Annotated in this window: 28 protein-coding genes; 23 read left to right on the top strand and 5 right to left on the bottom strand. The window is 71.9% G+C overall.

Annotated features, from left to right (window positions below):
• Window positions 1-65 precede the first annotated feature (65 nt).
• The 4 genes from lipB (at window position 66) to KJK29_RS27865 (ending at window position 3,234) form a co-directional block, all read left to right on the top strand.
• Complete coding sequence (gene lipB, locus KJK29_RS27880; protein ID WP_215121927.1) at window positions 66-884, top strand: lipoyl(octanoyl) transferase LipB; 819 nt, start codon at window positions 66-68, stop codon at window positions 882-884.
• 133 nt (window positions 885-1,017) lie between these two features.
• Window positions 1,018-1,983: a lipoyl synthase gene (gene lipA / locus KJK29_RS27875; protein ID WP_215121926.1), complete on the top strand. Its 966-nt coding sequence runs from the start codon at window positions 1,018-1,020 to the stop codon at window positions 1,981-1,983.
• 260 nt (window positions 1,984-2,243) lie between these two features.
• Window positions 2,244-2,456, top strand: coding sequence for an SCO2195 family GlnR-regulated protein (locus KJK29_RS27870; RefSeq protein ID WP_215121925.1), 213 nt, complete (start codon window positions 2,244-2,246; stop codon window positions 2,454-2,456).
• 76 nt (window positions 2,457-2,532) lie between these two features.
• Window positions 2,533-3,234: a DUF4191 domain-containing protein gene (locus KJK29_RS27865; RefSeq protein WP_215121924.1), complete on the top strand. Its 702-nt coding sequence runs from the start codon at window positions 2,533-2,535 to the stop codon at window positions 3,232-3,234.
• Between the two features lie 72 nt (window positions 3,235-3,306).
• Here KJK29_RS27865 and KJK29_RS27860 read toward each other — a convergent pair whose 3' ends face one another.
• On the bottom strand, window positions 3,307-3,774 hold the full coding sequence (locus KJK29_RS27860; protein WP_215121923.1) for an RDD family protein: 468 nt from the start codon (window positions 3,772-3,774) through the stop codon (window positions 3,307-3,309).
• A 210-nt stretch (window positions 3,775-3,984) separates the two neighbouring features.
• On the opposite strand from KJK29_RS27860, the gene glnA reads away from it, so the two are divergent.
• Window positions 3,985-5,394, top strand: a complete 1,410-nt coding sequence (gene glnA / locus KJK29_RS27855; RefSeq protein WP_215121922.1) for a type I glutamate--ammonia ligase — start codon at window positions 3,985-3,987, stop codon at window positions 5,392-5,394.
• A gap of 110 nt (window positions 5,395-5,504) precedes the next feature.
• Complete coding sequence (locus tag KJK29_RS27850) at window positions 5,505-5,792, top strand: SCO2583/SCO2584 N-terminal domain-containing protein (RefSeq protein WP_215121921.1); 288 nt, start codon at window positions 5,505-5,507, stop codon at window positions 5,790-5,792.
• Between the two features lie 81 nt (window positions 5,793-5,873).
• Here the strand turns inward: KJK29_RS27850 and KJK29_RS27845 are convergent, their stop codons facing one another.
• On the bottom strand, window positions 5,874-8,222 hold the full coding sequence (locus tag KJK29_RS27845) for an ABC transporter permease (RefSeq protein ID WP_215121920.1): 2,349 nt from the start codon (window positions 8,220-8,222) through the stop codon (window positions 5,874-5,876).
• On the bottom strand, window positions 8,219-8,926 hold the full coding sequence (locus tag KJK29_RS27840) for an ABC transporter ATP-binding protein (protein ID WP_215121919.1): 708 nt from the start codon (window positions 8,924-8,926) through the stop codon (window positions 8,219-8,221). The genes KJK29_RS27845 and KJK29_RS27840 overlap by 4 nt, the downstream gene beginning before the upstream one ends.
• A gap of 213 nt (window positions 8,927-9,139) precedes the next feature.
• Here KJK29_RS27840 and KJK29_RS27835 point away from each other — a divergent pair, with 213 nt between their 5' ends.
• The 7 genes from KJK29_RS27835 to KJK29_RS27805 all read left to right on the top strand — a co-directional run bounded on the left by KJK29_RS27835 (window position 9,140) and on the right by KJK29_RS27805 (window position 16,368).
• Window positions 9,140-10,441, top strand: coding sequence for a sensor histidine kinase (locus KJK29_RS27835; RefSeq protein ID WP_215121918.1), 1,302 nt, complete (start codon window positions 9,140-9,142; stop codon window positions 10,439-10,441).
• Window positions 10,438-11,136, top strand: coding sequence for a response regulator (locus KJK29_RS27830; protein WP_215121917.1), 699 nt, complete (start codon window positions 10,438-10,440; stop codon window positions 11,134-11,136). Before KJK29_RS27835 ends, KJK29_RS27830 begins: the two co-directional genes overlap by 4 nt.
• A gap of 86 nt (window positions 11,137-11,222) precedes the next feature.
• Window positions 11,223-12,677, top strand: a complete 1,455-nt coding sequence (locus tag KJK29_RS27825; protein WP_215121916.1) for a hypothetical protein — start codon at window positions 11,223-11,225, stop codon at window positions 12,675-12,677.
• An 11-nt stretch (window positions 12,678-12,688) separates the two neighbouring features.
• Entirely contained in the window at window positions 12,689-13,060 is a 372-nt protein-coding gene (locus KJK29_RS27820) for a cupin domain-containing protein (protein WP_215121915.1), read from the top strand.
• A gap of 97 nt (window positions 13,061-13,157) precedes the next feature.
• Window positions 13,158-14,075: a zinc metalloprotease HtpX gene (htpX, locus tag KJK29_RS27815; RefSeq protein WP_215121914.1), complete on the top strand. Its 918-nt coding sequence runs from the start codon at window positions 13,158-13,160 to the stop codon at window positions 14,073-14,075.
• 7 nt (window positions 14,076-14,082) lie between these two features.
• Entirely contained in the window at window positions 14,083-14,670 is a 588-nt protein-coding gene (gene pspAB / locus KJK29_RS27810; protein ID WP_215121913.1) for a PspA-associated protein PspAB, read from the top strand.
• A 69-nt stretch (window positions 14,671-14,739) separates the two neighbouring features.
• A complete protein-coding gene (locus KJK29_RS27805; RefSeq protein ID WP_215121912.1) occupies window positions 14,740-16,368 on the top strand; it encodes an alpha/beta fold hydrolase in 1,629 nt (542 codons plus the stop codon).
• 21 nt (window positions 16,369-16,389) lie between these two features.
• On the opposite strand, the gene KJK29_RS27800 is transcribed toward KJK29_RS27805, so the two are convergent.
• Entirely contained in the window at window positions 16,390-17,001 is a 612-nt protein-coding gene (locus KJK29_RS27800; RefSeq protein ID WP_215121911.1) for a TetR/AcrR family transcriptional regulator, read from the bottom strand.
• 95 nt (window positions 17,002-17,096) lie between these two features.
• Here KJK29_RS27800 and KJK29_RS27795 point away from each other — a divergent pair, with 95 nt between their 5' ends.
• Window positions 17,097-18,170, top strand: coding sequence for an aldo/keto reductase (locus KJK29_RS27795; RefSeq protein ID WP_215121910.1), 1,074 nt, complete (start codon window positions 17,097-17,099; stop codon window positions 18,168-18,170).
• Here KJK29_RS27795 and KJK29_RS27790 read toward each other — a convergent pair.
• The gene (locus tag KJK29_RS27790) at window positions 18,158-18,472 is read right to left on the bottom strand and encodes a hypothetical protein (RefSeq protein ID WP_215121909.1); all 315 of its coding nucleotides are present in this window, start codon (window positions 18,470-18,472) and stop codon (window positions 18,158-18,160) included. The two genes, KJK29_RS27795 and KJK29_RS27790, sit on opposite strands and share 13 nt — an antisense overlap.
• Window positions 18,473-18,701: 229 nt before the next feature.
• Between KJK29_RS27790 and KJK29_RS27785 the strand changes: the two genes are divergently transcribed.
• The 9 genes from KJK29_RS27785 to KJK29_RS27750 all read left to right on the top strand — a co-directional run bounded on the left by KJK29_RS27785 (window position 18,702) and on the right by KJK29_RS27750 (window position 26,342).
• Window positions 18,702-19,061 carry an arsenate reductase family protein gene (locus tag KJK29_RS27785; RefSeq protein ID WP_215121908.1) on the top strand — a complete coding sequence of 120 codons (360 nt, stop codon included), beginning with the start codon at window positions 18,702-18,704 and terminating at the stop codon, window positions 19,059-19,061.
• A 119-nt stretch (window positions 19,062-19,180) separates the two neighbouring features.
• Entirely contained in the window at window positions 19,181-19,906 is a 726-nt protein-coding gene (locus tag KJK29_RS27780) for a septal ring lytic transglycosylase RlpA family protein (RefSeq protein WP_215121907.1), read from the top strand.
• A 356-nt stretch (window positions 19,907-20,262) separates the two neighbouring features.
• A complete protein-coding gene (gene glnII, locus KJK29_RS27775; protein ID WP_215121906.1) occupies window positions 20,263-21,294 on the top strand; it encodes a glutamine synthetase in 1,032 nt (343 codons plus the stop codon).
• Window positions 21,295-21,382: 88 nt separating this feature from the next.
• Complete coding sequence (locus KJK29_RS27770; protein ID WP_215121905.1) at window positions 21,383-22,318, top strand: DUF6891 domain-containing protein; 936 nt, start codon at window positions 21,383-21,385, stop codon at window positions 22,316-22,318.
• 89 nt (window positions 22,319-22,407) lie between these two features.
• Window positions 22,408-22,530, top strand: a complete 123-nt coding sequence (locus KJK29_RS39210) for a hypothetical protein (RefSeq protein ID WP_255961307.1) — start codon at window positions 22,408-22,410, stop codon at window positions 22,528-22,530.
• Between the two features lie 118 nt (window positions 22,531-22,648).
• Complete coding sequence (locus KJK29_RS27765) at window positions 22,649-23,236, top strand: winged helix-turn-helix domain-containing protein (protein ID WP_215121904.1); 588 nt, start codon at window positions 22,649-22,651, stop codon at window positions 23,234-23,236.
• 74 nt (window positions 23,237-23,310) lie between these two features.
• A complete protein-coding gene (locus KJK29_RS27760; RefSeq protein WP_251057964.1) occupies window positions 23,311-24,321 on the top strand; it encodes an SDR family oxidoreductase in 1,011 nt (336 codons plus the stop codon).
• Window positions 24,322-24,438: 117 nt separating this feature from the next.
• Window positions 24,439-25,704: a sensor histidine kinase gene (locus tag KJK29_RS27755; protein WP_215121903.1), complete on the top strand. Its 1,266-nt coding sequence runs from the start codon at window positions 24,439-24,441 to the stop codon at window positions 25,702-25,704.
• Window positions 25,689-26,342, top strand: a complete 654-nt coding sequence (locus KJK29_RS27750) for a LuxR C-terminal-related transcriptional regulator (RefSeq protein ID WP_215121902.1) — start codon at window positions 25,689-25,691, stop codon at window positions 26,340-26,342. The genes KJK29_RS27755 and KJK29_RS27750 overlap by 16 nt, the downstream gene beginning before the upstream one ends.
• The last annotated feature ends 203 nt before the right edge of the window (window positions 26,343-26,545 follow it).

Genomic DNA, 26,545 nt, shown 5'->3' with positions numbered 1-26,545 from the left:
GCCGGACGTACAGTGGCTTGGGCGCGATACGTGCCTGACACACCTGTCCGAGGGAGGCGCTTGCCGTGAGTGGGTTGCGGTTCGTCCGCATGGGGTTCGGTGACGAGGCCGTCGAGTACCAGGAGGCCTGGGACGAGCAGCGCCGGGTGCACGCGGCGCGGTTCGCCGACGAGATCTCCGACACGGTCCTGCTCCTGGAGCACCCCCCGGTCTACACGGCGGGCCGGCGCACCGCGGACAACGAGCGGCCCCTGGACGGCACGCCGGTCGTGGACGTGGACCGCGGCGGCAAGATCACCTGGCACGGCCCCGGCCAGCTGGTGGGCTACCCGATCCAGAAGCTGCCCCGCCCGGTGGACGTCGTGGCGCACGTACGCCGTCTCGAAGAGGCCCTGATCCTGACCTGCGCGGAGTTCGGCCTGGAGACCACCCGGGTCGAGGGCCGCAGCGGCGTGTGGGTCCTGGGCGACCCGGTCGAGCAGCGCCCCGCGCTCGGCGGGCTGGCCCTGGACTTCGACCCGCGTCTGCACGACGAGGAGTTCGACCCTCGTATGAACGGCCCGGAGTACGCCCCGTCCAACGCGGGCCAGCGTCGCGAGGACCGCAAGATCGCCGCGATCGGCATCCGCGTGGCCAAGGGCGTCACCATGCACGGCTTCGCGCTGAATGTGAACCCCGACAACAAGTGGTTCGACCGGATCATCCCCTGCGGCATCCGCGACGCGGGCGTCGCGTCCCTGGCGAACGAACTGGGCCGCGACGTGACGATCGAGGAGGTCCTGCCGGTGGTGGAGCGGCATCTGAGGGACGTACTGGAGAACGCGGAACCGAAGCCGCGAGCAATCGAGAAAACACCAGCAACCGTCAGCCCGTCCGGCGCTTGAGGACGAGGCCGTTCAGGCCGAAGCGGGGGCCTGGGGGCGGCAGCCCCCAGTAGGGGAGAACACCCACGCCGGGTTTCAAATCAACGGGCGTACCCTAGAGGGCGCCGAAGAATCAATCGCTAGGGAGCCGGTCGTGTCCGCAGTCGCACCCGACGGACGCAAGATGCTGCGCCTGGAGGTCCGCAACAGCCAGACCCCCATCGAGCGCAAGCCCGAGTGGATCAAGACCCGGGCGAAAATGGGCCCCGAGTACACCAAGATGCAGAACCTCGTGAAGAGCGAGGGCCTGCACACGGTCTGCCAGGAAGCCGGCTGCCCCAACATCTACGAGTGCTGGGAGGACCGCGAGGCGACCTTCCTCATCGGCGGCGACCAGTGCACCCGGCGCTGTGACTTCTGCCAGATCGACACCGGCAAGCCCGAGGCGCTCGACCGTGACGAGCCCCGCCGGGTCGGCGAGTCCGTGGTCACCATGGACCTGAACTACGCCACGATCACCGGCGTCGCCCGCGACGACCTGGAGGACGGCGGCGCCTGGCTGTACGCCGAGACGGTCCGCCAGATCCACCAGCAGACGGCGGACCGCGAGGACGGCCGGACGAAGGTCGAGCTGCTCGCGCCCGACTTCAACGCGGTCCCCGAGCAGCTCGCGGAGGTCTTCTCCTCCCGCCCCGAGGTCTTCGCGCACAACGTCGAGACGGTCCCGCGCATCTTCAAGCGCATCCGACCCGGCTTCCGCTACGAGCGCTCCCTGAAGGTCATCACCGAGGCCCGCGACTACGGCCTCGTCACCAAGTCGAACCTGATCCTCGGCATGGGCGAGACCCGCGAGGAGGTCAGCGACGCGCTCAAGCAGCTGCACGACGCGGGCTGCGAGCTGGTCACCATCACGCAGTACCTGCGGCCCTCCGTGCGCCACCACCCCGTGGAGCGCTGGGTGAAGCCGCACGAGTTCGTGGAGCTGCAGCAGGAGGCCGAGCAGATCGGCTTCTCCGGCGTGATGTCCGGCCCGCTGGTGCGCTCCTCGTACCGCGCCGGACGCCTCTACCGGATGGCCATGGAGCAGCGGGACGCGCGCATCGCGGCCCAGGCCGTCTGACACATCGTCACCACCCCGCCCGTCACAGGGTGAGACAAGCGTGTGAATTCCCGCACAAGACGCTACTCGCCAGTAGCGGCCGATTTGACGCGGTCCTGACCGTCCTCGCAGATGAGGGCACATGTCAGGACCGCGTCGGCGTTTCACCAGTCCCCGCCGGGGCTTCATGGGTGTTTGACCGGCCGGTCACGCCCTGGTAACACCAATCAGTGACGCTGAACTCACAGCACGTACACCCATACCGAGGGGGGACCTCACCCATGCAGGCCGCGCCGGTCCGCGCCACCGCGATTCCGTCCTTCACCACCGCACTGCGTGCCGTCGAGTCGCTGCTGATGAGCAGCGGTCAGCGCACCGCCCGCCGCAACGCGTGGACCTCCGTGCTGGAGGACCGCCGTCGCGCCAAGGACCGGGTCGAGGCGCAGCGCGTGCTCGACCAGTCCGTTTCCCGGTCCGTCTCCGTCCGCCCCTGAGCGCGGCCCCTCCCCCACGGGGCCCCCGCGGGCACTGCCGTCGTCGGCGCTTGTGGAGGCACGTAGACTTCGTGCCATGGCGAGGAAGGAACCTGCAGCGGACGCTGCGAATCCCGGGCGACTGAAGCAGATCGCTCTGACCTACAAGATGACCCGCAGGGCCGACAAGAAGATCGGTCTTGTACTCGCGGCAGTCGGAATCGTCACCTTCGGTGTCTTCCTCGCGATCGGTTTCTTGATCGGTCACCCCATCTATCTCGGCATCCTGGGCCTCCTGCTCGCCTTCCTCGCGTCGGCGATCGTGTTCGGGCGCCGGGCCGAGCGGGCCGCCTTCGGGCAGATGGAGGGACAGCCCGGCGCCGCGGCGGCGGTGCTCGACAACGTCGGCCGGGGCTGGACGACCACCCCCGCGGTGGCGATGAACCGCAACCAGGACGTGGTGCACCGCGCGGTCGGCAAGGCCGGCATCGTCCTGGTCGCCGAGGGCAACCCGAACCGGGTGAAGTCGCTCCTCGCCTCCGAGAAGAAGAAGATGAACCGCATCGTCGCGGACGTGCCCGTGCACGATCTGGTCGTGGGCACCGGCGAGGGCCAGGTCGACCTGAAGAAGCTGCGCACGACCATGCTGAAGCTGCCGCGCGTGCTGACCGGCCCGCAGGTCACCGCCACCAACGACCGGCTGCGCGCCCTCGGTGACCTGATGAGCAACATGCCGCTGCCCAAGGGACCCATGCCGAAGGGCATGAAGCTGCCGAAGGGCGGGCCGAAGGCCCGCTGACACTCCGCACACGAATGATGAAGGGGCGCCCGGATCACACCGGGCGCCCCTTCGTCATTCGTACTGGACGCGCTAGATACGGACCTCGACCGTGCCCGCCATCCGGTCGTGCAGACCGCGGCCGTCGCGGTCCCAGATCAGGGCGGGGATCGCGAGGAAGAGCAGGACCGTGCGCAGGAGCGCGCGCCAGGGGCTGACGCGGCCGGTGTCCAGGGCGAGGACCCGCAGGCCGAGGAGCCGCTTGCCCGGGGTGAAGCCGACCGTACCGACCGTGAGCACCATGAGGGCGAACAGGATGAGCGGCGCCCAGATCTGGGCCGCCTCGTTGTAGCTCTGCGTGATGAGACCGTATGCGATCAGGAGGCTCAGGCCCCAGTCCACGGCGAGGGCGCCGAGGCGGCGGCCCGGGCGGGCGATCGAGCCGGATCCCTCCTCGGGCAGACCGAGCTGCTCGCCCCGGTATCCGAAGTCGACACCGGCCTCTTCCGCCGCCGCGCGGGGCCCGGAAAGCCACGATCCGAGTGCTTGCCTGTTGTCCACCCGTCCACGGTACTGCGCCCGTAAATGACCAGGGCACGGCGGGGTGTGATCGGGCTACGGTGGAGGGTGAGCCGGTTAACTTGTGCGAAACAAATGAGTCACGCCAGAGAAATCACCCGTCCCTAGGGTCTACGTCAGCGTGTGCCACCCGCACTGGCAGCACGAACGAACTACCACCCCGGCGGGACGGTCGGGAGTAGGAGGAGCTGGATGTTCCAGAACGCCGACGAGGCCAAGAAGTTCATCGCGGACGAGGACGTCAAGTTCGTCGACGTCCGCTTCTGCGACCTGCCGGGCGTGATGCAGCACTTCACGATCCCCGCCGAGGCCTTCGACCCGGCCGAGGAGCTGGCTTTCGACGGCTCCTCGATCCGCGGCTTCCAGGCCATCCACGAGTCCGACATGGCGCTGCGCGCGGACCTGTCGACCGCCCGTGTGGACCCGTTCCGCCGTGACAAGACGGTCAACATCAACTTCTTCATCCACGACCCGATCACGGGTGAGCAGTACTCCCGTGACCCGCGCAACGTGGCGAAGAAGGCCGAGGCCTACCTCGCGTCGACCGGTATCGCGGACACCGCGTACTTCGGCCCCGAGGCCGAGTTCTACGTCTTCGACAGCGTCCGCTTCGCGACCAGCGCGAACGAGTCCTTCTACCACATCGACTCCGAGGCCGGCGCCTGGAACACCGGCGCCCTCGAGAACAACCGTGGTTACAAGGTCCGCTACAAGGGCGGCTACTTCCCGGTCCCGCCGGTCGACCACTTCGCCGACCTGCGTGCCCAGATCTCCCTGGAGCTGGACCGGGCCGGCCTGCAGGTCGAGCGCCAGCACCACGAGGTGGGCACCGCCGGCCAGGCCGAGATCAACTACAAGTTCAACACGCTGCTCGCCGCGGCCGACGACCTGCAGCTCTTCAAGTACATCGTGAAGAACGTGGCGTGGCAGAACGGCAAGACCGCGACCTTCATGCCGAAGCCGATCTTCGGTGACAACGGCTCGGGCATGCACGTCCACCAGTCGCTGTGGACCGGCGGCCAGCCGCTCTTCTACGACGAGGCCGGTTACGCGGGCCTGTCGGACACCGCCCGCTACTACATCGGCGGCATCCTCAAGCACGCCCCGTCGCTGCTGGCCTTCACCAACCCGACGGTGAACTCGTACCACCGCCTGGTGCCGGGCTTCGAGGCGCCGGTCAACCTGGTCTACTCGCAGCGCAACCGCTCCGCGGCCATGCGTATCCCGATCACGGGCTCGAACCCGAAGGCCAAGCGCGTCGAGTTCCGCGCGCCCGACTCCTCCGGCAACCCGTACCTGGCCTTCTCGGCGCTGCTGCTCGCGGGCCTGGACGGCATCAAGAACAAGATCGAGCCGGCCGAGCCGATCGACAAGGACCTCTACGAGCTCGCCCCCGAGGAGCACGCGGGCGTCCCGCAGGTCCCGACCTCCCTCCCGGCCGTCCTCGACCGCCTCGAGGCCGACCACGAGTTCCTCCTCCAGGGCGACGTGTTCACGCCGGACCTGATCGAGACGTGGATCGACTACAAGCGCGCGAACGAGATCGCTCCGCTGCAGCTGCGTCCGCACCCGCACGAGTTCGAGCTGTACTTCGACGTGTGATCGACGCCTGATCGAAGCATTGCGGCCGTGCCCCCGCTGTCCGTCCGGACAGCGGGGGCACGGCCGTATGTTCTATTCTTCTCTCAGGACCACACGGGGGTGGAGTGGGAATGTCCGAACACGAACAGGACGGCCAGGAGCGCGAGTTCGACCTCAGATGGGCGGACGACGCCGAGCACAAGGAGCCCTCGGCCCGGGCCCGTATGCTCGCCGCGCGCTGGAAGGACAATCCTCCCGGCCCCGTCCCCTTCCGTCCCGACCCCGACCACCGCTCACGCGGCCGCCGCGCACGCTCACGCTCCCACTCCCGCTCGTCATGGGTCTCCACGGCCGTGGTGTTCGGCTGTGTGGCGGCGGTGATCGTGCTGCTGGGGTACATCAACTTCCGGGCGCCGTAGCGGGCCGAGGCGCCGTACCGCACCTGGCCTTCTCGCCCGCACCGCACCTGATCTTCTCCGCCCGTACCGCACCTGACCTCGCTATTCGGTGCGCAGGGCCGTGGCCGTCCGGGCTCCGGCGGCCCAGCCGGCGGGCAGGAGCGCGCCCAGGGCGGCGATGAGCAGGCCGCCGAGTGCGAGCGGGAGCAGCTCGGCCGCTTCGTAGACGGCGATGACGGAACCGGGGAGGCGGAGCCCCACGCTGTCGCCCATCGCGGGGAGGACCCAGCCGTGCAGGGCGACGCCGAGCGGCACGCCCAGAGCGCCCGCGGCCAGGCCGGTCACGACGACCGAGGTGAGGACCATCGCGACGGTCTGCCGGGGGGCCATGCCGAGCGCTTTGTGGACACCGATCTCCCGGACGCGTTCGCGGGTGTCGAGCAGCACGCCGTTGAACACGCCGAGCGCGGCGACGGCGACGAGCATCAGGGTGAGGATCATGGACAGCGCGTTGAGGGTGACGACCACGTCGCTGCCGCCGTCGAGCCCGCCGGACTGAGCGGTGGCCCCCAGCGGTGCCAGGTCCTTGTTCAGCGCGTCGACGTAGCCGGTGACATCGGTGCCTGGTGTGACCGCGATGTGGTGGCTCGTCTCCGTCAGGTCGGGACGCGCGGCCGTGAGGGTCGAGGCGTCGGCGAAGACCTGCATGCCGTCTTTGCGGGGGTCGAGGACCTCGCCGACGATCCGGACCGTGACCGGCTGGGCCAGGCCGTTCAGGGTGACGGTGTCGCCGACGCGGGTGCCGGTGGCGGCGAGGAAGGGCGTGGGGACCACGGCTTCGCCGGGCCTGTCGATCCAGCGGCCCGAGACCATCGTGTAGCCGCCCCAGGAGGCGTCGCCGGTGAAGGCGATCACGTCGGTGGTGCCGGTCAGGCCGGACACGGTCGCCCGTATCGTCGCCGCGCTGTAGTGCTTCCCGGTTCCGGCGGCGGCCTCGACGACCGCGGCGACGGCGGCGGGGTCGGCCTCGGACCGCTTCCCGGTGTCAGGGCCCTGAGGTCCGAAGTCCGGCAGGGGCGCGGGCACCACGACATCGGCGGCGTCGTGGGCCCTGGCCTTCATCACCAGGCCGAGCGAGGCGCCCATCCCCACGGTGAACGTGACGGCGACGGCTCCGAACAGGATCGCCGTGCCCATGGCCAGCGCACGGGCGGGCCGCGCGAAGGGCCGGGCCAGGCCCAGGGCGACCGGCTGCGGCAACGGCAGCCTCCCGGCCAGGCGGGCCGCCCACCGGCCGCGTCCCGCCGAAGCGCCGCGCCCGACGGCGAGCGCGTCGACCGTACGCAGCCGCCCGGCCCGCCAGGCGCTCGCCCACGCGGTCACCGCCACCAGGCCGAGCACCCCGGCGATCACCGCCAGGTCGACCCAGGGGGCGATGGTCAGGGACGGGGCGCCGTAGACCTCCTCGGTCTCGGCCAGGACGGGGACGGCGAGCAGGTGGCCGGCGAGGACACCGAGGGCCGTGCCGCCGGCGGCCGGGATCAGCGCCTGGCCCACGTACGCGCGCACCACCTGGGACGGGGTGAAGCCGACGGCCTTGAGGATGCCGATGCGGCGCGTCGCCGTGCCGACGGCCGACGCGACGACGTTGCCGACGATGAGCACCGACATGACCAGGCCCAGGGTGCCGAAGGCGATGAGGAACGGGACGTAGAGGGCGGTGTCGCGCTCGGCGTTCTTCCTGACGGTGAGCCAGGACGTCTCGCCGACGGCCGCTCCCGGTGGCAGGGACCGCGTCACGGCCTCGGTCCCCGCGGTGATCCGCGCGGCGGTGCCCGCGGCGGTGAAGCGGTAGAGCATCTGGTAGCCGCCGCTGTCCGGACCGGTGAGCGCCGGCATCTGGGACGGGACCACCCAGGCGTCGGCGGTCCGTGTGACCGACCGGGCCACGCCGACCACCGTCAGGGCCGGACCGCCGGGCAGATCGGAGAAGGCGATCTTCATGCCCAGGGTCGGGAGGAGCGAGGAGTCGGCGGACAGGGCGATCTCGCCGGAGCGCGTGGGCCACCGCCCGTCCAGCAGGGCCACCTCGTCCACGGCCCGGCCCGGATCTCCCCGGCCGACCACGGTCATCGGCCCTCCGGGGCCCGCCCCGTCCGACCGCGGTGTGACCGTCGCCGTACGGAACGGCCCGGCCGCGTCGCTCACCCCGCCGGTGTCCCTGGACCGCGCGAGCTGCCCGGCACTCACCTCGCCCGCGTCGAACTCCACGGACAGATGCGCGCCGTGCTGTCCCGCGAAGGCGTCGTCGAAGGGCGCGCCGGAGACCACCAGCAGGGTGCCGCCGAGGACGGAGGCGGCCACCGCCATCATCGTGGCCAGCCCGATCACCAGCGTCTGCACCCGGCGTCGTCCCACCCCCGAGCGCACCACCTTGCCGAGCGCGCTCATCGGGCGGCCTCCGGGGTGACGGCCCGCGACGGCACGTCTTCGGTGATCCGGCCGTCGGCGATCCTGACCGTTCGGTTCGTGCAGGACCGGGCCAGAGCCAGGTCGTGGGTGACCACGACGATGGTCTGGCCCTCGGCGTTGAGGGCGGTGAGCAGCCCGCTGACGTCCTGTCCGGCGGCCGTGTCCAGGGCCCCGGTCGGTTCGTCGGCCAGGAGCAGCGCCGGCCGGTTCATCAAGGCCCGGGCCACCGCGACGCGTTGCCGCTCGCCGCCGGACAACCGCCCCGGGTAGGCGCGGGCGTGCCGGTCGATGCCCAGTAGTTCCAGCACTTCCACCGCCCGGCGGTGCGCCACGCCCCGTGCCAGGCCCGCGAGGCGGGCGGGCAGGACGACATTGTCGATGACGGTCAGATCGTCGAGCAGGTTGAAGAACTGGAAGACCATGCCGATCCTGGAGCGCCGGTAGAGCGCCGACGCGGCTTCGCCCAACCGGTCCACCCGCAGCCCGTCCACGGTGACGGTCCCCGTGTCGGGCCGGTCCAGGCCCGCGATGAGATTGAGCAGCGTGGACTTGCCGCTGCCGGAAGGGCCGAGGATCGCGACGGCCTCGCCGGGCCGCACGGTCAGCGTGGCCTCGTGCAGCGCGGGCGGGCCGTCGTCGTACCGTCGGCTCACCTCGCGCAGTTCGATCATCGGCTGGGTCATGAAAGGCTCCTCGGGTACGGGCGGTTGGCCGCCTGAACGCTAGGAGCGGGTCCGGTCCGAGCGCGTCGCCCGCCCGAACCCCTTGCGGTACCGCGCTGGGAGGATGCGTGCAGACGTCATCCCTGCGATGTAGTCGCGTGGTGTATCCGGTGCGGTGGGAAATGACCGTCGGGACGGACTCCGCGGTCCCCGCGCGGCGACGACAATGACCCGGTGACGGACGTACGTACGACGCTGGAGCGGTTACGGGAAGCGGCCCGCCGGACGCTCCGCGAGGCCGGGCTGCCGAGCGGTCCCCCGCTGCGCCCCACCCCGCGCGCGTGGCGGTTCGACGGCCTGGTGGCGCTGGCACTCGCCGTCGCCACCGTCCACTACGGCATCGACAACGTGAACGTCGTCGTGATGCGGGAGATCGCGCCCGGCGTGGAGATCGTCGTGCCGCGCCCGTCCGGGCCCGGCGGCCTGGCCTACATGGTGACCCTCGCGGTCGTCGCCTCCGGTGCCCTGGCGCTGCGCCGCCGCTACCCGCTCGCCGTGCTGTGCGTCGTGACGGCCGCGACGCTGGCGACACCGCAGAGCGTGATGCGGCTGACCTTCTACGCGTTCGTCATCGCCGTCTACAGCGCCGCCGTGTACAGCCCCTACCGGGTGGCGACCCTGGCGGCGCTGCCGGTGTCGGTCGTCCTGGTCGGCACCTCGGGGAACTCGGTGATTCCGATCGTCCCCCACCACTACATCGCCCTGCTGATCCTCGTCCCGATGGCCGTGGCCGCCGTCGGCCTGCGTACCTGGAAACTCCGCACCGACGAGGGCCGCGCCCGGCTCCTGGCCCTGGAGCGCGAACAGGCCGAGGCGCTGCGCCGGGCCGTCGAGCACGGGCGGGCCAGGATCGCCCGCGAACTGCACGACGTCGTCACGCACAACGTCAGCGTGATGATCATTCAGGCGGGCGCAGCCCGCAAGATCATGAAAGCCTCCCCCGAGCAGGCCGGTGAGGCGCTGCTCGCGGTGGAGGCGGGCGGGCGCGCGGCCATGACCGAACTGCGCCATGTCATGGGGCTGCTCACCATGGCCGACGAGGGCGAGGGGAGGGACACCGCCGATTCGGTTGCGGTGCCGGCCCCTCAACCGGGCCTGGACCAGCTGGAAACACTGGTCGGGCGGGTCCGGGACACGGGACTGCCCGTCGGCCTGACCGTGACCGGCCCGCCCCGCCCTCTCCCGCCCGGCCTCGAACTCGCCGCCTACCGCGTCGTCCAGGAAGCCCTGACCAACACCGTGAAGCACGCCCGCGGGGCCACCGCCGCCGTGACCGTCGAGTACGGCCCGGAGCGGCTCCGGGTGGAAGTCACCGACACGGGTGGGCAGCCGGGCGCGGGCGCGGCCGCCGGGAACGGCCGGGGCCTGATCGGCCTGCGGGAGCGCCTGGCCGTCCACGACGGAACCCTGCGCACCGGCCGGCGCCTGACCGGCGGCTACCGCGTGGAGGCCCTGATCCCCCTGGAGACGCCGTGACCGAGCCGCTGCGCGTGCTCCTCGCCGACGACCAGACCCTGGTCCGCACCGGATTCCGGCTGATCCTCGGCGCCGAGGGCATCGATGTCGTCGCCGAGGCGACCAACGGGACCGAGGCGGTCGAAGCGGTCCGCCGCACCCGGCCCGACGTGGTCCTGATGGACGTCCGGATGCCCGAGATGGACGGCCTGGAGGCCACCCGCCGCATCCTCACGGGCGCCCTGGACGCACCCCGCGTCATCATCCTGACCACCTTCGACCTCGACCGGTACGTCTACGCCGCCCTGTCCGCCGGGGCCAGCGGCTTCCTCCTCAAGGACGTCACCCCCGAGCAGCTGACCGCGGCCGTCCGCACGGTCCGCACCGGCGACGCCCTCCTCGCGCCCGCCATCACCCGCCGCCTCGTACAGAGGTTCACCCAGCGCGGCAGCGACACCGCCGCCCTCCACCGCGACCTCGCCTCGCTCACCCCGCGTGAACTGGAGGTCCTCGGCCTGCTGGCCCGAGGCCTCAGCAACGCCGAACTCGCCGCCCGCCTCCACCTGGCCGAGACCACCGTCAAGACCCACGTCGCCCGCGTCCTCGCCAAACTCGGCCTCCGCGACCGCGTCCAAGCCGTCATCGTCGCCTACGAGACAGGGCTGGTCAGCGCAGGCGTCGGCGAGGACGCCCAGGGGTCCGGCGAGCAGACGTAGCGGCCCGGACGACCGGGTAATTCGCGCGACCAGCCCGGACGGGCGCCCTACGCTCCTCCGGAAGAGCAGGTCGAGCGGGGGCGGAGATGGACGAGGACGTCAGGAGTGGGGAAGCGGCTGCGGCGCGGCTGGCCGGCGGGGGGCTGCTGGCGGAGGTTCTCGACGTGGCCGATCCGCGTGCCTGGACCGCTCTGGACGCCGGGGTGCGTTCCTGGGGGTGGTACCGGGCACGGGATCTGCCGGACCGGGCCTGGGTCGAGGGCCGGGTCCGTCAGATCCGGAAGCCGGCCGAAGGCAAGGACCGTGGTCTGCTGCGGCTGGCCCGGCGGCGGCCGGAGCCCGTTCGCGCCGAGGAGCCGGTCGAGTCGTGGCTCGCGCTCGCCCTGTGCCACCCGGACGGCCGGACCCGCGAGGCGGCCCTCGCCCTGGCCGCTGAACATCCCGCGCTGGTGCCCTTGGTCGTCGTGCGCGCCGCCGACTGGGCCGGGCCGGTGCGGGAGGCGGCGCGGGAGCTGTTGCGGGAGTGCCTCGACGTGGACACCGCCGTCTCCCTCGCGCCCCTGATCCTGCGCGTCGGCCGCCGGGAGCGGGGGACGTACGGCGTGGAGCTGCTCGGTGAGGTCCTCCGGCGGGCACCCCGGGGGATGTTCGACTCGCTGTTCGGGCACCCGGACCGCGGACTGCGGCGGTTCGTGTACCGGGTGGCCGTGGAGGAGTCGTTCCTCTCCCCCGCCCGGCTCGCCCGCACCGCCGCCCGGGACGACGATGTCGTCGTCCAGAACCTGTGCGCCGAGGCGGCCCTGGCCGCCGTACGGGAGGGCGGGGACGGGGAGGACGTGCTCGAAGCGCTGCTCGGCGCCCGCAATCCACGGGTCCGGTCCGCCGGTGTCACCGCGCTGCGCCGGGCGGGGCGGGCCGAGCGGGCCGCGGAGTTCCTGATCGACCGGTCGGCGGTGGTGCGGGCCTGTGCGCGGTATGTCGTACGGCAGTCCGGGGCGGAGCCGCTGCGCCGGTACCGGGAGCTGTGCGCGGACGCGGGGGACCCGGCCCTGCCGCCGGGCGCGGCCATCGGGCTGGCGGAGTGCGGGGAGCGCGGGGACGCCGAGCTGCTGTACCCGCTGCTGACCCACCCGGCGCCGACGGTCCGGGCCCGGGCCGTTGCGGGGCTGCGCACGCTGGACGTGACGGACACGGAGCGGCTGCGTCCGCTGCTCGATGATCCCGCTCCCGGTGTCGTACGGGAGGCCACCCTCGCCCTTCTGCCGTCGGCCGCGCTGCTGCCCGAGGCATGGCTGGCGGAGCGCCTCGCGCCGGGGCGGTCCCGGCCGGTGCGCGTGGCGGCGTTCCGGTTGCTGGAGGCGCGGGGCGGGGTCGTACGGCTGCGGGCCGCGGTACGGCTGTTGGACGATCCGGACGGGAAACTCCGTGCACGGGCCGCCCGGTCGGCGCGGGCCTGGTATCCGGCGGCGGCGTTGCGGGCGGACGCGGAGGCGGATGAACTCCTGGCGCGGGCCCGGCGTCTGCTCCGGAGTGGCTGCTAGCGTCCCGGCGCGTGGACGACTCTGTGTATGTGGGCAACGCGGGTGTGGACGCGGCGTTGGACCGGGGGTGGTTGCTCGGGCATTTCAAGGGGGGTGGGGATCCTCGGCGGAGTGAGGCCGTCGAGGTCAAGTGGGGGGTCCATCCCAAGGGTGACGAGCGGGCGGAGTGGGTGCGGGGGGAGGAGCGGACCGCGCTGCTGGTGCTGATCAGTGGGCGGTTCCGGGTGGAGCTGCCCGGGCGCGGTGTGGTGCTGGAGCGGCAGGGGGACTACGTCGTGTGGGGGCGTGGGGTCGATCACTCCTGGGTGGCGGAGGAGGAGTCGGTGGTGCTGACCGTGCGGTGGCCGTCCGTGCCCGGGTACGCGGTGGACGCGGGCGGCTGACGGCTTTGCCTGTCCTGGGGGTGATCACGACCCGTTCATGGGCGGGGCCGGGTGCACACTGGCAGTGGGACGAGTGCCTGACTGCGGGGTGATGCAGATGCACAGCCGCTTCCGGAGCGACCGGCGGTTGACCACCCGTATGGGGATCACGCTGTTCCTGCTCGGGTTGTTGTACGTGGGGTTCGTCGCGGCGCTGATCGTGCTGCTGAGGTCCTGGGTGCTCGTCGTGGTGGTCGCGGCGGGGCTGTTGGGGGCTCAGTACTGGTTCTCCGACCGGATCGCGCTGTACGCCATGCGCGGGCGGGTCGTGGAGCGGGAGGAGTTTCCCGAGCTGCACGGGGTCGTGGACCGGCTGTGTGCCATGGCCGACATGCCCAAGCCGGTGGTGGCCGTCTCCGATATGGACATGCCGAACGCGTTCGCGACCGGGCGGAATCCGGACCACGCCGTGGTCTGTGTGACGACCGGGCTGCTGCGGCGGCTGGAGCCGGCCGAGCTGGAGGGCGTCCTCGCGCACGAGCTGTCGCATGTGGCGCACAAGGACGTCGCCGTGATCACGGTCGCGTCCTTTCTGGGGGTGATCGCGGGATTGATCGTGCGGTTCGCCTTCTACTCGCAGTTGTTCGGCGGGGGACGCAGGGACCAGAACACCGCGGTGATCTTCGCCGCGGTGATGGGTGTGTCCGCGGCCGTGTACGCGCTGAGCTTCCTGCTGATCCGGGCCCTGTCCCGGTACCGGGAACTGGCCGCCGACCGGGCGGCCGCGCTGCTCACCGGCCGGCCCTCGGCGCTCGCCTCCGCCCTCACCAAGGTCTCCGGCGACATCGCCCGCATCCCGACGAAGGACCTGCGCACGGCCCAGGCCTTCAACGCCTTCTACTTCACCCCGGCGCTGGGCCGCGAGCCCGGTGTCGCGCGGCTCTTCTCGACCCACCCGAGCCTGGAGCAGCGCCTCGACCAACTGGGCCGGATCTCCGCCGAGCTGGGCGAGGCGGCGGCACCCGGAGGGGTGTGAGCGGGGCATGGGGCTGCTGGACATTCTGCTCGGCCGGACCAAGCCGGTCGCGCCGGATCTCGACCGGCTGTTCGCGCTGCCGTCGGCGGCCGTGACCCTGGAGGCCGCGGCGGGTTTCACCCCGACCGGGCAGGGCGCGGTGTGTTACGCGACGGTCGAGGGCGCGGCCTTCGAGCAGAGCCACCGCGAGGTGCAGGCCCTGCTGGACGCCGACACCGAGCGCGACGGTCCACCGGTGGAACTGCGCCAGGACGGATACGGCTACTCCTGGCTGGTCTCGCACCGCGCCCCCGACCAACTGCACGCGCTCGTGAACGACCTGCACGCCGTGAACAGCCAGATGGAGGTCAACGGCTTTGGGCCGCAACTGCTGTGCTCCCTCGCCGGGTTCCGGGACCGGGCCGGGCGGCGGCTCGCGCTGGTCTACCTCTACAAGCGCGGCACGTTCTACCCGTTCGCTCCCCTGCCCGGCGGCGAGGCGCAGCGGCGCGACAACGCGCTGGAGCTCCAGGTGCGGTCGGCGCTCGCCGGTGATCTGCGGATCGAGCAGGATCTCGGCCGCTGGTTCCCGGTGTGGGGGGCGCCCGGGCTGTGACCGCCCCTCGTCGGTCGCGCCTCCCCCACTCACCCGTCACCGCCCTGCGCGGCGTGAGTGAATGGCCGTATGAGTGAGCTGGAGTTGACCCCTTTCACGCACGCCTTCGGCGGTGAACGACTCAGCGGGCTGTACGGCGGAGCCCGTGCGTCGGCGAGAGCGACCGCCGTGGTCCTGCACGGCGCGGGCAACGGCAGCAAGGAGCGGCTGATGCCGCTGCTGTCGGAGTTCGCCGCGCACGGCTGCCACGTCCTCGCCTTCGACTTCTCGGGGCACGGGGAGAGCACCGGCCTGCTGCGGGAGCTGAGCCTGCGCCGCCGCTTCGAGCAGGCCGTGTCCGTGATCGACGCGCAGACACGCGGGGACGTGCCGATGGTCCTGGTCGGGTTCAGCATGAGCGGTCAGACGGTGGCCGATCTCGCCCGGCACTACGGGGACCGGGTGGCGGCCCTGGGGCTGTGCGCGCCCGCGGTGTACGCGGCCGAGGCGTGGGACGTGCCGTTCGGGCAGGGCGACGGACGGTTCAGCGAGATCATCCGCCGGTCCGGCGGCTGGCGTACGTCGTCCGCGCTCGACGTGCTGGGGTCGTACGAGGGGCGGGCGGTGCTCGCGGTGCCGGGCACGGACGAGGTCATCCCGCCCGCCGTGACGGAGGCCGTCTCCCAGGCCCTGGCCCGGCGCGCGCAGTTCACCCACTGGGAACTGCCCGAGGCGGAGCACCGGTTGGGCCTGTGGTTCCGGGACCGTCCCGACGACCGGCGGGCGTTCGTCACGGCCCTGCTGGCCGGGCTCGGCGAGCAGGGCTGGACGGCGACCCGGGCGTGGGTGGCCAAGCAGCTCCCGGAGAGCCGTACGGTCGACAAGTCGGCTTATCTGCAGGGCGGTTGGAGCGCCCAGATGCGGCGGCTCACCCTCGACGACGGCACCGCCCTCGCCCTGCGGACCTTCGTGAAGCCCTTCTTCCGGCGGCACGCCCCCGGGCTGCTGTCCCGCGAGGCGGACGTGCTGACGCTGCTGGGCGGGGAGGAGGGTGTGCCCGCCCCGGAGCTGATCGGCGTGGACGCGACCGCCGAGCACTGTGACCATCCGTCCCTGCTGATGTCGGTGCTGCCGGGGCGGGTCCGGGTCGACGAGGAGGACCTCGACGCGCGCGTGGAGCTGCTCGCGGCTCAACTGGCCCGGATCCACCGGGTCGTTCCCGAGGAGCGTCCGCGCTCGTACCAGGCGTGGACGTCACCGGAGGGCGTTCCGCCGGGCTGGGAGCGGGCCGTGGACGTCATCCGCCGCGATCCCCCGCCGTACGAGGGCTGTTTCCTGCACCGGGACTTCCATCCCGGGAACGTGCTGTTCACGGGCTCGGGGGCCGGGCTGCGGATCGGCGGTGTCGTCGACTGGGTGGAGACCTCCTGGGGCCCCGCCGACCTGGACGTCGCCCACTGCTCGACGGCGCTCGCGCTGCTGCACGGCCCGGAGTACGGCCTCGGCTTCCGGGAGCGCTACGAGGCACGCGGCGGCCGGCCCCTCGCCGACGGCCCGGACCATCTGTACTGGCGGCTGCTCGACGCCCTGGCCTATGTCCCCGACGCGGCGAAGCTGGCGGTTCCTTGGCGGGAGCTGGGGCGGACCGACCTGACACCTCAGGTGCTGGGCGGGCGGCTGGAGGCGTATGCGACGGGGCTGATGGAACGGTACGTCTGAGGCCGGCGCCGCCCCGGGCCCTCAGGCCCGTACGTACACACCCGCGCGCGCCGCCGTCGCGGCGGCCTCGGCGGCCCGGTCGGCCGTGGCGCCGTCGAGGCGGGCGCCGCTGATCAGCAGGTGGTAGTAGAGCGGGGCGGAGACGGCGCGGATCACCTCATGCGTGTCGGTGCCCTCGGGCACCTCGCCCCGGTCGACGGCCTGCCGCACACAGGGAGCCCATTCCCTGACGCGGATGTCGTAGAAGCGCCGGAGCGCCGCGGCCGTCCTGGGGTCGCCGGTGGCGGCGGCGATCAGGGCCTTGAACAGGGGCCCCTGCCGGGGGTCCGTCAGGGTGCGCTGGACGAGCCGGGCGTTGGCCGTGAGGTCGCCGAGCAGCGAGCCGGTCTCGGTGCGGGGCGCGGACTGCTCGGCCATGTCCAGCAGGAGGTCGGCCACCAGCCCGGTCACGGTCGCCCAGCGGCGGTAGACGGTCGTCTTGCCGACCCCGGCACGGCGGGCGACGTCGGCCAGGTCCAGGCCGGTGAAGCCCTGCTCGGTCAGGGCGTCCTCGGCCGCCCGCAGCACCGCTTCCCGTACCCGCGCCGTGCGCCCTCCGGGCCGCACGGTCCCCGGCTCGCCTCCGTCAGCCATAACGGCACTCCTGTTCCATTAACCGTCTCGCCCTGCTACCTTAGTGACCACTAACGGAACCATAGACCCGTTAGTGGAGATCGAGAGGAGCCGAGATGGAATACAGGCGACTGGGCGCGTCCGGACTCATGGTTCCCGCGCTGAGCTTCGGAGCCGGCACCTTCGGCGGACAGGGCCCGCTGTTCGGCGCGTGGGGCACGACCGACGCGCGGGAGGCGCGCCGTCTGGTGGACATCTGCCTGGACGCCGGGATCACGATGTTCGACACCGCCGACGTCTACTCCGCCGGGGCCTCCGAGGAGGTGCTGGGGCAGGCGATCAAGGGCCGCCGGGACCAGGTGATCGTCTCCACCAAGACCGGCCTGCCGATGGGGGACGGACCGGGCGACGCGGGTTCCTCCCGCACCCGTCTGATCACCGCCTGCGAGGACGCCCTGCGCAGACTGGGCACGGACCACATCGACCTGTTCCAGCTCCACGCCTTCGACGCGGGGACGCCGGTCGAAGAGGTCCTGGCCGCCCTCGACACCCTCGTCCAGGCGGGCAAGGTGCGCCACACCGGCGTCTCCAACTTCTCCGGCTGGCAGGTGATGAAGTCCCTCGCGACCGCCGAGAAGCACGGCCGTCCGCGCCCTGTGGCCCACCAGGTGTACTACTCCCTCATCGGCCGCGACTACGAGTGGGAGCTGATGCCGCTCGCCCTCGACCAGGACCTCGGCGCGATCCTCTGGAGCCCGCTCGGCTGGGGGCGCCTCACCGGCAAGGTCCGCCGGGGAGCACCGCTCCCGCCCGGCAGCCGGCTGCACCGCACCGCCGAGCACGGCCCGCCCGTCACCGACGAGCACCTCTACGACGTGGTCGACGCGCTGGACGAGATCGCGCAGGAGACGGGCAAGGCCGTGCCGCAGGTCGCCCTCAACTGGCTGCTCCAGCGGCCGACCGTGTCCTCCGTCATCATCGGCGCCCGGGACGAGCGGCAACTGCGCCAGAACCTCGGCGCCGTCGGCTGGAACCTGACCCCCGGGCAGGTGGCGAGGCTCGACGCGGCGAGCCACCGCCCGGCGCCGTACCCCTACTTCCCCTACGAACGCCAGGAGGGCTTCGCCCGGCTGAACCCACCGGTGTTCCCCGCGCCGGGAACACCGGTGGACCGGCTTCAGCGCGCGTAACGCATGAACGCCCGCACCATGTGGCACGTCGTGCCCGACGGCGGGTGGACACCGATCTGCTCCGCCGCGCGGCGGATCGTCTCGTCGCGGGCCTGGTTCGGCATGTAGACGCCGGAGTCGAGCAGGGCGATGGCGAGCCGCATCGCCTTGAGGCGGCGGTTGTGCGTGACGTACCACTCGCGCGGCCGGCCCGGCGGCAGCGGCCGCTTCTCCACGGGCGCGTAGGGCAGGTCGAGCAGGACGGGACGCTTCGCGGTGGACTGGGTGGGCAACGGCTTCGACTTCAGAGCGGCAGCGGGCACAGACATCCTCCTGTCGCGATCGGGCGGCCACCGGAAGTCCTCTGCGACCCCGGCGCCACCCTCGAACACTGCTTATATTCTACCGCCGGGCACTGACAACGGGGAGTCCGCCAAGCCTGGCAAAAGCCCTGGTGAGCAGGGAAATTGGCGCCATGTCACGGCAGCTCCGCGAGGGGCGTCTGAGGTCGGCTGAAAATCGAACAGCGACGGCTGCGCGTACCGTGGGCGCATGGAGATCTGGATCAATCCGGCCTGTTCGAAGTGCCGTAGCGCCGTGTCGCTGCTCGACGCCGAGGGCGCCGACTACACCGTCCGCCGCTATCTGGAGGACGTGCCGAGCGAGGACGAGATCCGTGGCGTTCTCGAGCGCCTCGGCCTGGAGCCCTGGGACATCACCCGCACCCAGGAGGCGGCCGCCAAGGAACTCGGACTCAAGGAGTGGCCGCGGGACGCCGGTTCGCGTGACCGGTGGGTCAAGGCGCTCGCCGAGCACCCGAAGCTGATCCAGCGCCCGATCATCACCGCGGACGACGGCACGGCCGTGGTGGGCCGGACCGACGAGGCCGTGCGGGACGCCCTGGCGCGCTGACCACCCCTCTTTTCCCGTGTGGCGCAGGTCACTTCATTGACTCCTGTAACTGCTGAGTAACCTCGTTCGGTATCTCGTACATAGCGGCGTACGCTCCCCTACCTCTTCAGGAGGCGCGCATGTCGCGTAGGAGAACTCTCGGCCCAACGAAGAAGATCGCGCTGCTGGTGAGCGCGGCGGCGGTGGCGGGAGGCGGGGCCTTCGTCATGGCGAGCACGTCGAACGCCTCACCGCCGACCACCCGGTCGGCGGCGGAGTCGACGGCCTGCCTGGGACTCGCCACCGCCCTCGGCAACAACGAGAAGTTCATCGCCGACCAGCAGGCCAATCCCGACGCGCAGTCGGAGGCCCGGATCGCCAACCGCGAGGCGGTCATCGAGGAGATCAAGCGGAAGCAGGAGGCGTCGGGGTGCACGGTTGGGGAGTCGGCTCAGGACTCCCAGGCCGCGCAGCCCTCGCAGCCCGCGCAGGGCGGTGAACAGGCCGGCGGCGAGCAGGCCGGTGGCGGTCAGGACGCGGCCGGGGGCGGCGCCGAGGCTTCGCAGCCCGCGGAGTCCGCACCGGCGGAAGACGCCGGTGGCGGCGCCGCCGCGTCGGGACAGCAGGTGTGCAACGGCTCCACCGTCACGCTCTCCGGCGAGGGCGGTGCGCCTGCCGCGTCCAGCAACCAGTTCCCGGTCGGCACGCAGCTGAAGGTCACCAACCTGGACAACAACAAGTCCACGACGGTGGAGGTCACCTCGGCCTCCGGCAGCTGTGCGCTGCTCAACAACGCCGCCTTCGAACAGGTCCGTGAGCCCGGCAAGTTCCTCATCCGCCGGGCCCTGATCGAGAAGGTGGGGTGACGCCGGACGGCCGACTGAGTCACTGAGGCGGCGGCCAACCCCTCGGCCGCCCCACGTACGTGTCACCGGTCCTGCTGCTCCCGGCCAGGAGCAGCAGGACCGGCGCGTGCGGGTGACGCGGGCGCCGGTCACCGGCTTGACGGAGGGAAGCCGGTGACCGCCCCCAGCCTCGGGCGGAGCGCCCTCTCGGCATGAAGTACGGCACGGCAACACCAGGTAACACGGGGTTCACATCCGAGCAATGGCCGGGAAATCGCCTGTTGACAGGCTGCCGGACAGTTGACGCGGCGCACCGGTGCCGCAGCGCCGCAGCACCCGCGATACGCGCCCAGACACACCCCCGAAGGATGTGGCCCGTGACCTTCAAGGCTGAGTACATCTGGATCGACGGCACCGAGCCGACGGCCAAACTGCGTTCCAAGACCAAGATCATCACGGGCTCGCCCGAGGGTCTGGACGCGCTGCCGATCTGGGGCTTCGACGGGTCGTCCACCAACCAGGCCGAGGGCCACGCCTCGGACTGTGTCCTCAAGCCGGTCTTCACCTGCCCGGACCCGATCCGCGGCGGCGACGACATCCTGGTGCTGTGCGAGGTCCTGAACATCGACCTCACCCCGCACGCCAGCAACACCCGTGCCGCGCTGGCCGAGGTCGCCGAGAAGTTCGCGGCGCAGGAGCCGATCTTCGGCATCGAGCAGGAGTACACGTTCTTCCAGGACGGCTACCCGCTCGGCTTCCCCAAGGGCGGCTTCCCGGCCCCGCAGGGCGGCTACTACTGCGGTGTCGGCGCGGACGAGATCTTCGGCCGTGAGGTCGTCGAGGCGCACCTGGACAACTGCCTGGAGGCGGGCCTCGCCATCTCCGGCATCAACGCCGAGGTCATGCCCGGCCAGTGGGAGTTCCAGGTCGGCCCGGTCTCCCCGCTGGAGGTCTCCGACCACCTGTGGGTGGCCCGCTGGCTGCTCTACCGCACCGCCGAGGACTTCGGCGTCTCCGCGACCCTGGACCCCAAGCCGGTCAAGGGCGACTGGAACGGCGCGGGCGCGCACACCAACTTCTCCACCAAGGCGATGCGCGAGACGTACGAGGCGATCATCACCGCCGCCGAGTCGCTCGGCGAGGGCTCCAAGCCGCTCGACCACGTCAAGAACTACGGCGCGGGCATCGACGACCGCCTGACCGGTCTGCACGAGACCGCCCCGTGGAACGAGTACTCCTACGGCGTCTCCAACCGCGGCGCCTCGGTCCGTATCCCCTGGCAGGTCGAGAAGGACGGCAAGGGCTACATCGAGGACCGCCGCCCGAACGCCAACGTCGACCCGTACGTGGTGACGCGACTGCTCGTCGACACCTGCTGCTCGGCCCTGGAGAAGGCCGGCCAGGTCTGACCGGTACCTCCCGGCTCCCGAGGGGGCGCTCACCGCTCGCGGTGGGCGCCCCCTCGCGTTGTCAGTGGGGCGTGTCAGGGTGAGCGGCATGGAGAACGACGGGGGCCTCACGGTCAAGGTGAGGACAGAGAGCGGGCAGGCGTACACGCGGATCGCGGCCCGGGAGCTGCGCGAGTTGGTGGAGCGGATCGGCGGGGACGACGACCACTTCCTCATCGTGCAGCGGATACCGGACCGGCCGATGGTCTTCATCCAGACGGCACGAGACGGGGACGGGGCCTACGACCTCCAGCACCGCACGGGGTCCGTTCCGCACCTGTGGGTGACCCGGCTGACCGATCCGGGCCTCGTCGCCGAGGTAATGGTCCGCTGGGCGCGCCAGGAGGACGGCTGGGACACCGGAGTCACCTGGGAGCGCGAGAAGTTCGGGCTGCCCGCCGCTCCGCCCCCGCTCGCCCCCGAGGTCTCGGCGCGGGCCGAGGGGTACGTCCACGAGATGCTCCGGGACGGCTACCTGGACATCGAGACGATGATCCGCGAGGCGGTGTACCTGATGCAGGGCAAGGAGGACTCCTCCCCCGTCTCCCCGGCGCAGGCTCGCCAGATCGTCGAGCGGCTGTGGCTGGAGCGCGTCGACGAGCAGGAGACCTGGAGCGAACCGACCGACCCGGACCGGCTGGAGCGTGCTTTCGCGGCCCTGGACCGCGGCGGCATCGTCGCCCGTGAGGACTTCACCTGCTGCCGGGGCTGCGGCATGGCGGAGATCGGCGCGGAGGCGGACGGCACGCCGGGGGTGCGCGGGTTCGTGTTCTTCCACCACCAGTGCACGCGCGGCGCGGCGCGGGGGCACGGCCTGTCGCTGTACTACGGCGGATTCGACGGGTCCGAGGAGACCACGAAGGCCGTCGGGCACGAGGTCGTGGCGGCGCTGGCCGCCGCCGGGCTGTCCACGGAGTGGGACGGTGATCCGGGCAAGGCGATCGATGTCGGGCCCCTGGAGTGGCGGAAGCGGCTGGTGGGATGAGGTTCCGGCGGGGCGGTCCGATGTCCGGCGTGTGTCCAAGGTGTGAGAGGAGGGTCCCGGCGCGGGGGCCTCTCTGCTTCAATGGGGCCATGGCCAGCTACCAGAAGTACACCGCGACGGGTCGTCATGACCTCGAGCCCTTCTGGCCGTCCCGTCAGGACTACGACTTCGACCGGGTGTGTTGCCGCGCGACGAACGCGCCGGCCCTCTAACGCCGTACACCCCGGCCTTCGGCCAGCGCGAACCGCGTACGTCCTCGGCGACCCCGACCACGAACTCGCGGCCGTCGATCTCTCCGACGAACTCCTCGCGCGAAAGAGCTGACCTCTCATGGCGACCACTCGTTCTCTGTCCACCGCCGCCCTCAACACCCCTCCCGCGAACACCGCCCGGCATCGACTGCGGGCCGTCGACCGGGACGAGGTGGTGACCGTCGCGGACCTGCTGCCGCCGGGCGCCACCTGGCTCCCGGCGCCGCAGCACACCCTGCCCGCGCTGCCCGGCCAGCCGCCGATGATCGGCTATCTGGTGCTCGTCCCGGCCGACCAGCAGCCGCCGTTCCCGGTGGCGGTGCCGGACCTGCCGGAGCCCGTCGCCCCCGAGGCCGCTCCCGCGCCGGGCGGCGAGCAGCTGATCCGCGTCGACACCGTGCAGCGCACCGCCCAGGTGGCCGGCCGACCGCTCGACCTGACCTATCTGGAGTTCGAGCTGCTCGCCCACCTGGTGGCGCACCCGGGCCGGGTGCACACCCGCGACCAGCTCGTCGGCACGGTGTGGGGCTACGGGCACGTGGGGGACGGCCGCACGGTCGACGTCCATGTCGCCCGGCTGCGCCGCAAGCTGGGCGCGGAGCACCGCGACACGATCCGGACGGTGCGCCGGGTCGGCTACAAGTACGTGCCTCCCGTGGGCCGCTGAGCCACCGGCCCCCACCCTTCTGCTGACGGCAGATCCCGTTCCGTACCGCCGCCCCACCGGGCAGAGTCGGCGGCATGAGGCTTCTGATGCTGGGTGGTACGGAGTTCGTGGGGCGGGCCGTCGTGGAGGCGGCCCTGGGGCGGGGCTGGGACGTGACCGTCTTCCACCGGGGGCGGCACGAGGCGCCGGAGGGCGTGCGGTCGCTGCTGGGCGACCGCACCGCGCCCGACGGTCTCGCCGCCCTCGCCGACGACCCGGGCGAGTGGGACGTCGTCGTCGACACCTGGTCGGCGGCGCCCCGCGCGGTGCGGGACACGGCGCGGCTGCTGCGGGGTCGCGCCGGCCGGTACGTGTATGTGTCGAGCTGCTCGGTGTACGCGTGGGCCCCGCCCGCCGGGTACACCGAGGACGCGCCCCTGGTGGAGGGCGCCTCGGCCGACGCGGAGCAGACCGCGTACCCGCAGGACAAACGCGGCGGTGAACTGGCCGTGCTGGACGCCTTCGGCGAGGACCGGTCGGTGCTCGTCCGGGCCGGGCTGATCCTCGGCCCGTACGAGAACATCGGCCGGCTGCCCTGGTGGCTGGGCCGCATGGCGCGCGGTGGTCCGGTGCTCGCCCCGGGGCCGCGCGAGCTGCCCGTGCAGTACGTGGACGTCCGTGACCTGGCCCAGTGGATCCCGCACGCGGCGGAGCGGGCGCTGAGCGGGCCGTACAACCTGGTCAGTCCGCAGGGGCACGCCACGACAGGCGCGTTGCTGGAGGCGTGCGCACGCGTCACCGGGGGCGGTGCCGAACTGCGGTGGACCGAGCCCGAGGTGATCCTGGAGGCGGGCATCGAGCCGTGGACCGAGCTGCCGGTGTGGGTGCCGCCGGGCAGCGATCTGCACGACGCCCTGCACAGCGCGGACGTCTCCCGGGCGGTGGCGGCGGGGCTGAACTGCCGGCCCGTCGCGGAGACCGTGGCCGACACGTGGCGGTGGCTCCAGGACATCGGCGGCACGGCGCCCCAGCGGCCGGACCGGCCGACGGTGGGGCTCGACCCGGAGAGGGAGGCCAAGGTGCTGGCGACCGGGCTGGGCGCTTGAGGCGTAGGAACCACCCCGTGGACCACCGCGCCGCCTCCCGAGGTGTACGTAGCACCACCCCCTGACCGGGTGTCCCGGCCCAGTGACCCCGCACCCCCGCTCGGCGAGACTGACGCCATGACCATCGACACGAAGAGCGGCTACAGGGCAGCGAAGGGGCGGGGCGGGGCGCTGGCGGCGCTACGGGGGCTGGGGGTGGCCCTCGTCTCGCTGCCGGGGGCGGTGCTGTGCTTCACCCTGTCCCTGGTGTCCATGGCGCTCATCCCGATCGGGATCGGGATCGTCACGACGCCGTACGTGCTGAAGGGCGTACGGGGGTTCGCGAACTGGCGGCGGGTGCTCGCGGCGGAGTGGGGCGGGGTGCGGATCCCGCCGGCGTACCGGCCGCTGCCGAAGGACGCCAATCCGTGGGCGGCCACGTTCGGGATGCTGCGCGACCCGGCGACCTGGCGGGATCTGATGTGGCTGCCGGTCGACATGACGGCGGGGTTCCTCACCGCGCTGCTGCCGGCCGCGCTGTGGCTGTACCCGCTGGAGGGCTTCGCGCTCGGGGCCGGGCTGTGGCGGGTCTTCCCCGACGGGTACTGGTACGGGTTCGTCAAGGTCACCGGGCAGGTGTCCGCGCTCGGTGCGGCCTTGCTGGGCCTGGTCGTCCTCTTCTTCGCGCACTTCCTCACCCCGCGGCTGCTGGACGTCCACTTCCGGCTCACGCAGGCCGTCCTGGGCTCCGGCCAGGGCGAACTGGCCGAGCGGGTACGGGTGCTGACCGAGACGCGGCGCGACGCCGTCGACACCTCCGCCGCCGAACTGCGGCGCATCGAGCGGGACTTGCACGACGGGGCCCAGGCCCGGCTGGTCGCGGTGGGCATGGACCTGGGCACCATCGAGGCGCTCCTCGACAAGGATCCGGCCCGGGCCAAGGAGCTGATCGCGCAGGCCCGAACGTCGTCGGTCGAGGCCCTCGCCGAACTGCGCGAGCTTGTGCGCGGCATCCATCCGCCGGTCCTCGCCGAGCGGGGCCTCGGTGACGCCGTACGGGCGCTGGCGCTGCGGCTGCCGGTGCCGACCGAGGTGAGCGTGGACCTGCCCGGGCGGGCGGAGGCGCCCGTGGAGTCCGCCGCCTACTTCGCCGTCAGCGAGGTGCTCACCAACGCGGTGAAGCACTCCGGGGCCGACCGCATCTGGGCCGATCTGCACCACGCCGACGGGATGCTGCGGGTGTCCGTCACCGACAACGGCAAGGGAGGTGCGGTGATCGGCACCGGTTCCGGACTCTCCGGGGTGGAGCGGCGGCTCGGTACATTCGACGGCGTCCTGGCCGTCAGCAGCCCCGCGGGCGGTCCCACCATGGTCACCATGGAGATCCCTTGCGCGTTGTCCTAGCCGAAGACCTCTTCCTGCTGCGCGACGGGCTCGTCCGGCTGCTCGAGGCGCACGACTTCGAGATCGCGGCGGCCGTCGAGTCCGGTCCCGAACTGGCCGCCGCGCTGGCCGAGCTGGAACCGGACGTCGCCGTGGTCGACGTACGCCTGCCGCCGACGCACACCGACGAGGGGCTGCAGTGCGCGCTCGACGCCCGCCGCAAGCGGCCCGGCCTTCCGGTGCTGGTGCTCTCCCAGCACGTTGAGCAGCTCTACGCGCGTGAGCTGCTCGCCGACGGCAGCGGCGGGGTCGGGTATCTGCTGAAGGACCGGGTGTTCGACGCCGAGCAGTTCGTGGACGCCGTACGGCGGGTCGCCGCCGGGGGGACGGCGATGGACCCGCAGGTCATCCAGCAGTTGCTGGCCCGGCAGTCGAGCGACGACGGGCCGCTGGCGCGGCTGACGCCCCGGGAGCGGGAGGTGCTGGAGCTGATGGCGCAGGGCCGGACCAACGCGGCGATCGCCGGCCGGCTGGTGGTGACGGAACGGGCCATCGCCAAGCACACCGCGAACATCTTCGCCAAACTGGGACTGGAGGTCTCGGACGACGACAACCGCCGCGTGCTGGCGGTTCTGGCCTATCTCGACCACGGCCGGTGAAACCGGACCCGACGGTTCACCGACCGTGCGGGATCAGCAACTGCCGGTATGAAACGGGCTGTTGAGAACACAGAGCCCTCACGAATCTCGCATCAATTTCAGAGACATCTGAACACCCGTGGGACCACCTGCGTATGGAAGGGAGCCGCTTCACTCCTGTCGGGCGCCTCGATGCCCCCGAAAAAGGAAGTCAGAGGAGTTCC

The organism is Streptomyces koelreuteriae (genome assembly GCF_018604545.1).
In the GTDB taxonomy this organism is placed as follows: Bacteria; Actinomycetota; Actinomycetes; order Streptomycetales; family Streptomycetaceae; genus Streptomyces; species Streptomyces koelreuteriae.
The sequence above is the reverse complement of the archived record's forward strand: the minus strand, read 5'-3'. Positions and strand labels throughout refer to the sequence as shown.

Bases quoted from the DNA above. Each gene is read 5' to 3' on its own strand.
- KJK29_RS27845 (WP_215121920.1), bottom strand. From the start codon at position 8,222: ATGAGCGCGCTCGGCAAGGTGGTGCGCTCGGGGGTGGGACGACGCCGG.
- KJK29_RS27770 (WP_215121905.1), top strand. From the start codon at position 21,383: ATGGAGAACGACGGGGGCCTCACGGTCAAGGTGAGGACAGAGAGCGGG.
- KJK29_RS27805 (WP_215121912.1), top strand. From the start codon at position 14,740: ATGAGTGAGCTGGAGTTGACCCCTTTCACGCACGCCTTCGGCGGTGAA.
- KJK29_RS27780 (WP_215121907.1), top strand. From the start codon at position 19,181: ATGTCGCGTAGGAGAACTCTCGGCCCAACGAAGAAGATCGCGCTGCTG.
- KJK29_RS27865 (WP_215121924.1), top strand. From the start codon at position 2,533: ATGGCGAGGAAGGAACCTGCAGCGGACGCTGCGAATCCCGGGCGACTG.
- KJK29_RS27870 (WP_215121925.1), top strand. From the start codon at position 2,244: ATGCAGGCCGCGCCGGTCCGCGCCACCGCGATTCCGTCCTTCACCACC.
- KJK29_RS27785 (WP_215121908.1), top strand. From the start codon at position 18,702: ATGGAGATCTGGATCAATCCGGCCTGTTCGAAGTGCCGTAGCGCCGTG.
- KJK29_RS27840 (WP_215121919.1), bottom strand. From the start codon at position 8,926: ATGACCCAGCCGATGATCGAACTGCGCGAGGTGAGCCGACGGTACGAC.
- KJK29_RS27795 (WP_215121910.1), top strand. From the start codon at position 17,097: ATGGAATACAGGCGACTGGGCGCGTCCGGACTCATGGTTCCCGCGCTG.
- KJK29_RS27800 (WP_215121911.1), bottom strand. From the start codon at position 17,001: ATGGCTGACGGAGGCGAGCCGGGGACCGTGCGGCCCGGAGGGCGCACG.
- KJK29_RS27765 (WP_215121904.1), top strand. From the start codon at position 22,649: ATGGCGACCACTCGTTCTCTGTCCACCGCCGCCCTCAACACCCCTCCC.
- KJK29_RS27850 (WP_215121921.1), top strand. From the start codon at position 5,505: ATGTCCGAACACGAACAGGACGGCCAGGAGCGCGAGTTCGACCTCAGA.
- glnA (WP_215121922.1), top strand. From the start codon at position 3,985: ATGTTCCAGAACGCCGACGAGGCCAAGAAGTTCATCGCGGACGAGGAC.
- pspAB (WP_215121913.1), top strand. From the start codon at position 14,083: ATGGGGCTGCTGGACATTCTGCTCGGCCGGACCAAGCCGGTCGCGCCG.
- KJK29_RS27760 (WP_251057964.1), top strand. From the start codon at position 23,311: ATGAGGCTTCTGATGCTGGGTGGTACGGAGTTCGTGGGGCGGGCCGTC.
- KJK29_RS39210 (WP_255961307.1), top strand. From the start codon at position 22,408: ATGGCCAGCTACCAGAAGTACACCGCGACGGGTCGTCATGACCTCGAG.
- htpX (WP_215121914.1), top strand. From the start codon at position 13,158: ATGCACAGCCGCTTCCGGAGCGACCGGCGGTTGACCACCCGTATGGGG.
- KJK29_RS27825 (WP_215121916.1), top strand. From the start codon at position 11,223: ATGGACGAGGACGTCAGGAGTGGGGAAGCGGCTGCGGCGCGGCTGGCC.
- KJK29_RS27755 (WP_215121903.1), top strand. From the start codon at position 24,439: ATGACCATCGACACGAAGAGCGGCTACAGGGCAGCGAAGGGGCGGGGC.